Here is an 8,316-nt window from a genome sequence, read left to right as displayed (position 1 = left end):
CTTTTACATCAATTATGGCTACGTCTGATGCCAGCATACTTTTTAGAACACCACCATTTATTTTTATAGAGATTAATGACGAACACGTTCTGTCATCACACCCATACTATAAAATATAAATGTAATTACTGTTAGCGCTACAATAAACGGTGTGCATAGCCAAATGATAACGTTGATAAACAAGGATGACAGTAGTCCGTTGAACAATGTAATGTTTGGTACAAGAGACTCTGCTGCTACGTCGATAGCTCGCTTAGCAATAGGAAATAGTAAAGTGCTTAATGCTAACATATAAATATATTTGCTAAAGCTAGGATCGCTCATGACGACCATAAAATAAAACACTAAAAAATAAGTAATACCTAACATCCAGCATTTGAGAGTGTAGCTTAAACGAATCATGTTAGTTTCTCCCAAGGTATTTTGATAATCACGCGTAGAGAAAACCTACTCTAATAGGTTCGCAATAATGAATATTATATATATTATAATGTGAATATACAAGAAAACAGTTTTTTTAATCTTTTTCCACAAATAACAAACTCATATAAATGGCTATAAAGTTGACTTTTGTAGGAAGATCAACGGTTTTAATGGTCGGGTGAAATCGTGATTTATAGCTCAAAACAGTGAGCGGTGTAAAATTAGAAACAAAGGAATACCAACTGTCCTATGCATAAATACGTAATAAGACCACAAGAGATTTACCTATTAGAGCGCTATAGCTCACCCGCTTACTTTAAAGAGATGCGTGATGCTTTTGCAAATATGCTAGAAGCTGCTGAATACGCTTTAGAACTATTCATGAGCGATTTACCTAGCGACTATCGCAATCAGCCTATCAATATGCAGCCTGACATAGTGTGGGGCGAGCGGGTACTGCCAAACTTGCGTAGCACTCTAGACAGTCTTGACGCCGGTTATCAAGAGCTATTAAAAGGAGACTTAGCAGCAATAGGCTATGGCGGTAATGTGGAGAGCGATTTTCGCGCGATCAGTATGGATTATCACATCGACTGGATGTCAGAGCAGCAACAACTGGATTATGATAAGTGGGAGAGAGAAGCAAGCACGCGTGCTTTTAATATGAAAATAACCAGCTATTTTGGTTGGCTAATGGGCAGTTTAATTGAAGAATATACGACTGAATCGCGAGGACCACTTAACCCACCCGAATCCTGGCCTATCTATCGATTAAACCCTCAGTATACTGTTGAGTTAGATGAAGTCGTCCCTGTGGCAGGTATTTATGTACCTAGTAGAGCAGATGCTAGTGCTCAAGTGTTATTGGATGGCATGTTAGCAAATGAAGCTTACGTCGGTTATGATCCTGAAACCATGCAAGCGGTTGGTGATGCACCTGTCACTTGGATGCTTGTTGAGCGCATCGCAAATAGCGGCGGCAGTAGTCAGAATGTCGAGCCGACACACTTGTGTTGTTATTCCCTACAGCCGTGTCCACAGACGGGTTTTTGGTGGTCACCAGAGAATGAAGCACCGCGGTACTTCCAATTGGGCGACGTGATGCCTCAGATCGGTAAGCAGATACGCAAAAATAAACGTCAAATCATTTGGTATCTCAATGAAACCAATCAGTTGGATAATCAAAGCGATATTGACTATATCAAGGTAAAAAGGATTCGGTACGATAAAAGTCGTCAACTATGGAGTAGAGATGCATTTTTTATTATTATTATCGTAGATGTAATCATTTTTCTCTTTGTTGAACAAACCTGTGGAGCAGTTATTTATCAGCAGTTATTACAGGCTATTGGTATGCAAATACTGTGTTTGTTTATGTTCGCAGATTCCAAATGGATGATAGCGTTGGCTAGGGTAGTTAATAGACAGCTAGACACTATTAAGGTTGCTGCCTTTTTTATTATGTTAGGGTCTTTTTACCTATTTTTCCTTGCAACAAAAGGAGTTGTTTTTCAGAATGGTCTTAAATGGTGTGGCTAATCGGCTCAATAGCACACGGGCATAAAGCCATCACTAACTATTAACTAGGGTCGATGGATTAATATCTTTGGCTTTTGATAGTGAAAACTAGCAAATGAACAGCAAATGGTTGATTGCGATATTACTTAACTTTAGTCTGTTATATTGAGGGATGGTTGCATATAATGCTTAATAAAAATCCACTAACTGACAATAAACCTTGATTGAGTTCCAATATGTTTTTACCGCTTCCTCCCGTACCTCCTGTCGGTAAAATAATCAGTCGCCCTTATGAGGGCGACATTCCTAACTTTAAAGAAAAAAATGTCAGTATTAATAGATTAAGTTCACTTATTCATGAGGTCAATCCAGACTATTTATTATTTCATCCCAGTATTAACTCTATCCAAAATGTATGGCTTTTAGCGTCTTATTGTGGTGCATGGTTAGGTGGGCAGAATATATTTTTCTTGTTGGCAGTTATATATGATTATGTTTTTTTAAGCCCTTTCGATATTGTTGGTCTTTCATTAATAATAATGCTGATGATACTGATATCAATCTTATCATTCGGTGCATTTTTTACTCTAAAGCAACTTAAAAGAAAGCAATCTCGCTACCACAAAATATTGCTACTGAAACAAACACAACAGCTTGCTTATTATGAGCACAAGCGTAAGCAGAAGCCTATCCTTCATCTAATAAATTACAAAGACATCACAGCCTCCATAAGGCGTAATGAGGGTTTAGTGTATGAAGTGCTTAATCTACATGTAATAGATGAGGCAACAGGAGAGCCAAGCTTATCTATTAACTTTGAAGACATGCAACTAAACCCTTATGATCAGTGGACGTTTATTCGTATCTATATGGAACGTCCAGCAGACGAGCTACCGCTTGATCCAAGATACGCTCACGCTTGTCCGACAGATATCAGTACCTCGCTATTGGCTTGTGCTGACATCGCTCAAGATAAGAAAGGCAAAGGCTTAACTGGTCTGCATCATGAAGTGACGGTTATGGGTTGGTTGAGAGCGTGTACGGTCAGCTACTTAGATCTAGCTGAAGGCAATATTTATCAATCCAGTGCCAACCCCGCACTGCACCCTGAAGTGCAGCGTCGGCTCATGTGGGATGGAAAAGATAACCCATATAATGTGTTGCCTGTCACTGCAGAGCGCCAAGCCGCCTTTGATAATAAAAACACAAAGGTCAAACTGAAATGGTACTCAGGCATAGCAGTGAATGCGACATGGTTTATCGGCTCGATATTGTACGTAATGCTAGTGATTGCTTAGATGAAAATGCGAGTATAGTCAAATCCATATAAATCCGCTACATCGTCATCCTCGCTCACCATACTAATGTATCGCTTGCACTCGGTTTCCTTGTATCGAAATTATTCGAACTCAACTATATACAGTGGCCTGTCTTAAACGATTTATTTCAAAAGATGTGTGTGCAATGTGCGCCTATAATTGGATCCAATTGTCATTTTTAAACTTTTACTGCTTTCTTATTCAAAATAAACACCAACACCGCACCTAATATGACCGTGCTTGCCACCACGAATTGCATGGTTAATTGCTCGGATAAAAACACCACACCTAGTATGGCCGCAAGCACAGGCACACAAAGTTGTACCACAGCAGCTTGGGTGTTTTTTAACAGTGGCATCGCCATATACCAGATACTGTAACCCATGCCTGAGGCGAGCGCCCCTGATGCACATGCCAGCAGTATGCCTGTAATAGTGATATCGCTTATATTGATGTTTTCCAAGCCGATATCATCTAGATAGAGCATAGCGATGAACAATAGCATCGGAACGGCTGTCAGACTTCTGATAAAGTTAAACGCTGTGGCGCGTAGCGGTGATATACAGGACTTGCCACAGATGCTATAAACACCCCAAGCCACACCACTGATTGCCATCAGCGTCGCTGCCGATAGTGAAGGCACTGCCGCTGAGGGTAGCATCAAGTAGACAAACCCGATTACCGCAACGATGAAGGCTGCCCATTGCAAGGCGCTTAGTTGCTCTTTTTTATAAATGCCCCAACCAATCATCGTGAGCTGCACCGCTGAAAACAAAATCAGTGCACCAGTACCCGTATCTAACTCCACATAAGCGATCGAAAAACACAATGCATAAACCACTAAACTTATGCTACTAAGCCAACTGCCTTTGTCATTTAAAATGGCTTCATAGGAGGCGTTTTCTACCTTTGTCACCCGACGTCGTAAGCGGTAAGTGTAAACCGTCATGATGATAGCTAGACAGACAGCCGCACTGACCAAACGCATGATGGTAAAGCTCCAGGCATCTATATAACCCTCTGCTAGCGCCATTCTTCCAAAAAGAGAGTTTGCGGCAAAGGCGATCAGTGCGATAACAGTATAAAGCGTGGCTTTCACAATAATTCCTACTATGAATAAGTGGGTTTTAATATATATAACAAAGGGTTTTGTCTGTGTTTTTTTGTCTATGCTGTTATCACAGTGCCTGGTTTTTTAGCAAAAATGATGACTATCAATCTCAAACTGAATGGAACCAGCGTCACAGAAAGCGACATTTTGTCGTACTTATAACGAAAAATCTTTTTTAAATTGGACTAACGATAGTTGCATGGGAGATAAGGATTGTGAATGAAGCTTTAGACAAATAACAACACATTTCCTCAAAGTTTGAACTAAATTTAATCAATGCTAATTTAACGAATGTTAAGTTGGTCAAATAAAAAATACACGTCAGAAACGATAGCATGGATTGGATAAGTGTTTTGCCATTTTGTTTTGATGGTTGATGAAATATCACCATATCGATAGCGACTGTCAGAACTGGAAAGGAGTATTTTTGTTTTTGTAGAGCATTAGACAAAGGAGGCGTTGCTTAATAGCGATATAGCTGTCTGATAAGAGGAATTAGGCTGTGCTAAATTTGCCTAACCACATAGTTAGGCAGGACCAAATAGTCGGGTTTAGAACAGCCCAGATCTTTGTGATGTAAAAGTTAATACAGCCAGTCTTAAATAAAAGCGATACAAATTGAACGATACAAATTGAACGATAAGGTACTGGATACATTTTGCTTGCTTGCAGTGCTTGTATAGACAGAGGCTGGGCAAGATGTATCCAGTATCACTATATGTGCTTTATAGTGAATCGACTATAGATTCTGTCTACCTTGATAAGTTTAAGCGACTTTATACCAGTCAACTTTACGAGTCATGACCATCACACAGGCGAGTATTACAAAGCAGAATACAGCACCCAGTAATAAATTCATGTCTTCTGTGGTAAGAATGCCAAAAAATGATGCATACAATCCTGCCAGTGTGGCAGTAAAGATGACCGCACGTTTTACACCACCCAGCACATAATAGGTATACCAGCCAATAAGACCAACACAGGCACTAGCGGCAATGGCATACGCTTTCCAAAACACTATCTGCTCGGCTAATGGCAGTAATAACACATAAAAGACAAATAACGCACAACCGACCAATAGGTACTGAATTGGGTGAATACGGCTAGATTTAATCACTTCAAATAAGAAAAAAGTGCCAAACGATACTAGGATTAGTAATAGAGCGTATTTCATGGTTCGTTGAGTTTGTAGATAGACGTCATTAGGCTCGGCAAAACTAACGCCAAAGCTGCTGAGTCTGATACTGTTAGGTACACCGCTTTCTGCTGCTGCATCAATACTATTACTGACTTCAGAAGCGTAACGGTTCGTATCTAGATAAGCACTACTAACGACAGCGCATCCTTTATGGGGAATACTCAAGCATTGTGATAATCGCTGGTTGTTAGCCATCGTGAGGTATTGATTTTGCCACTTGGCATCAAAGCCTTTTTGGGTAAAGTTTTTGATATTTGGTAGTGCTGTGCCAATAAAGTTTGGTGCGTGCCAGTTACTCTGCATGGTCAGCTCGAAGTTTTGTCCAGTCGGTACAGTATTGATATTACTGATACCAGATAAAGGCACATGAACCACAATACCGTTCAGCTGTGTTAATAGCTCCTGAGTAAGTGCAACTTCGACGTAAGTTAAGCCTTTAATCATGGTAGCTTGCGGATAGGTCGCTTTTAGTTCACGTTTGCCGATCGTCACTGTAGGCAACGTCGCAAGGCCGCGTAGGTCAGACACAGGGATAATCAACTTTGCCTTATTCCAGTGTGTGAGGGTTTGCTCTGGAACTATATTGTCTTGATTCGCTATGGCTACTGTACTTGTTTCACTTAGGTTTTGGTTCGATGAGTTTAAGAGCTGGTTGTCTAATGAGTAATTTTGATCAAATTTAACCTCACCATTGTAGCTAGTCGCATGATAAACACCGCGTTTATAGGTATCGGTGCTTACTTTTAGGTTTTGCGCTGATTGAGTTTGCGAGGCAAATAAGGTCTCAACGCTTGGGTATGAGGCGGCGCAGTCACTGATCAAATCTGGCACTTGCGTCTGACATTCAGGTGTTACTGTGGTAGGAATGGCGATAAATGGTGTGATGATTTCTTGTGGGTCAACGTGTTGTTGAGTGATTTCTTTGACGACAGATTCTGCATAGTTCTGTCTTTCGTAGATGACCGAGCCGATCATATTGAGACCAACGGCAAACAGAACGCACAGCCCCGCGATGATGGATAGTTTAATTAATAGTGTTTTTTGCATGGGAGTCCCTCATATGAGTCTTTAATCCAAAACTGTCAATACAACAGTCAGCAGGTTTAAAGAAAAGGATAGAGGAGGGATGAAGAAAAAATATGTAAGAACAGTGGAAAGTGTGTGGAAAATAACAGGCTTGTGTTTTTGTGTGACTAAAAATTGCCACAACAATTTTTACTAACGTGAAGTAGAGTTTGTGTGGGACAGCCAGTTAGCTACTTGTTGTACTCGTTGCTCTCTATTACCACCGATGCGATGAAACGGTTTCTTATGATGGGTCAACTGGTTTGCAAAATAAGCACTTATCTCATCGCGCTGGTGTGGACTATCGCGTAAGTCGTCAGCTACCCACGGCGTATCGACGTCGGTCAATAATATTAAATCATAATGGTGTATTAATGCTGCATGAGTCAACTCAGTAGGGCAGTCGTCATAATACCAATTAGCGTAGGCCATTAGCTCAAACAGACTGGTATCACAAAACAGATAATGGTCGCCTTGTGACGTTTCAGCTGCTTGTATGGCGAGTTTGTTTTCTAATGCTATCTGGCCTTGTGCGATAGGGAGCAGGTCATCCCACGTACAAGTCAGTTGCTTTTTATCCCATTTGTCTTGTAGATAGGTACGCATGTACTCTGGTACCCAAAGGCTATCGAAATGAGTCGCTAAATCGCGGCACAACGTCGTCTTCCCCGTACTCTCTGCACCTAGTACCGCAATTGTAGTGACTGATTTAGGTGTGCGCTGTATGAGGTTGTGTGCCATGTTGTGTACGATAGCGTCGTTGCCATTCATAATAAGCCCAGATTGCGATGAGAGTGAAAACTACATACTGTACTGCGGTAAAGGTAAAACCTTTATAAAAGTATAAAGGCACAGAAATAGCGTCAGCGATGATCCACAGTAACCAATGCTCAATTTTACGTCGGGCCATGAGCCACATCGCCATTAAGAAAAGTGCCGTGGTGAGCATGTCAGTATAGTCGACCCAAGTGAATAAATGCAGACCAAGCACGGCACCGTCAAAGCTAAAGCCATTGTTAATCACTGGACGGAAATAATAAATGCTAGCGACGAAAGCAACGGTAGCAGAGGCCAGTGCAGTTAGTATTGGTACATCTTTTATATGTAAGTGTTCAACTTGGATGCTATTTTGAGCATTATTGTTTTTTAACAATGCATCCTGCTGCTGGCTAGTTTGGGCGGAATAATCTGGTAGTTTCTTATTTTCTTTGTTTTTTGACCAGTTAATCCATCCATAGATACTCATGATACTGTAATAGGCATTGATGAACATATCACCAAACAGCTGCCACTTCCATAATAAGTACACAAATATCGCGGTACTCACTAGCCCAACAGGAAATGCCAAAACCTTGGTTTTGCTGGCGAGTAATACACTTGCGACACCAAATATAACGGCAATCAATTCGAGGACGATGAATAAAGTGGTGTAGTCAGCGTACTGTCCAAATAGCCAGTTGAGAAGTTCTGCCATTAGCATTTTCCAAATATTAGCTTGTATAGTCAGTCCTAAACAAAAGAGGCACAACCACTCAATACGGCTTAGATTTTTCTTGCTTTCTGTGCCTGCGCAGACAGAGGCTACGCAAACTGTAACCCGTATCGCTGTATTTTTTAGAGTGGATCGACTATCAAAAAAGCGAAAGAGGACTCCACCCGACATTAGGGTGGAGGTGAATTTC

General features: G+C 40.9%; 7 protein-coding genes. 2 read left to right on the top strand and 5 right to left on the bottom strand.

Going from position 1 to position 8,316, the window contains the following annotated elements:
- Nucleotides 1-72 precede the first annotated feature (72 nt).
- Entirely contained in the window at nt 73-402 is a 330-nt protein-coding gene (locus tag EI164_RS12965) for a hypothetical protein (protein ID WP_192520367.1), read from the bottom strand.
- 270 nt (nt 403-672) lie between these two features.
- Between EI164_RS12965 and EI164_RS12960 the strand changes: the two genes are divergently transcribed.
- The gene (locus tag EI164_RS12960; protein ID WP_225739290.1) at nt 673-1,962 is read left to right on the top strand and encodes a hypothetical protein; all 1,290 of its coding nucleotides are present in this window, start codon (nt 673-675) and stop codon (nt 1,960-1,962) included.
- A gap of 215 nt (nt 1,963-2,177) precedes the next feature.
- Complete coding sequence (locus EI164_RS12955; protein ID WP_192520366.1) at nt 2,178-3,239, top strand: hypothetical protein; 1,062 nt, start codon at nt 2,178-2,180, stop codon at nt 3,237-3,239.
- Nucleotides 3,240-3,438: 199 nt separating this feature from the next.
- Here EI164_RS12955 and EI164_RS12950 read toward each other — a convergent pair whose 3' ends face one another.
- From EI164_RS12950 to pnuC, 4 genes are all read right to left on the bottom strand, one after another.
- Nucleotides 3,439-4,359: a DMT family transporter gene (locus EI164_RS12950; RefSeq protein ID WP_192520365.1), complete on the bottom strand. Its 921-nt coding sequence runs from the start codon at nt 4,357-4,359 to the stop codon at nt 3,439-3,441.
- 778 nt (nt 4,360-5,137) lie between these two features.
- Nucleotides 5,138-6,616: a cell envelope integrity protein CreD gene (gene creD, locus EI164_RS12945; protein WP_192520364.1), complete on the bottom strand. Its 1,479-nt coding sequence runs from the start codon at nt 6,614-6,616 to the stop codon at nt 5,138-5,140.
- 171 nt (nt 6,617-6,787) lie between these two features.
- Nucleotides 6,788-7,405: an AAA family ATPase gene (locus EI164_RS12940; protein WP_192520363.1), complete on the bottom strand. Its 618-nt coding sequence runs from the start codon at nt 7,403-7,405 to the stop codon at nt 6,788-6,790.
- Nucleotides 7,344-8,316: nicotinamide riboside transporter PnuC (pnuC, locus tag EI164_RS12935; RefSeq protein WP_225739289.1), on the bottom strand; the 973-nt coding region annotated here is incomplete at its 5' end. The genes EI164_RS12940 and pnuC, both read right to left, overlap by 62 nt.

Origin of the sequence: Psychrobacter sp. FME13, assembly GCF_014861395.1 — a bacterium.
Taxonomy (GTDB): domain Bacteria; phylum Pseudomonadota; class Gammaproteobacteria; order Pseudomonadales; family Moraxellaceae; genus Psychrobacter.
The sequence above is the reverse complement of the archived record's forward strand: the minus strand, read 5'-3'. Positions and strand labels throughout refer to the sequence as shown.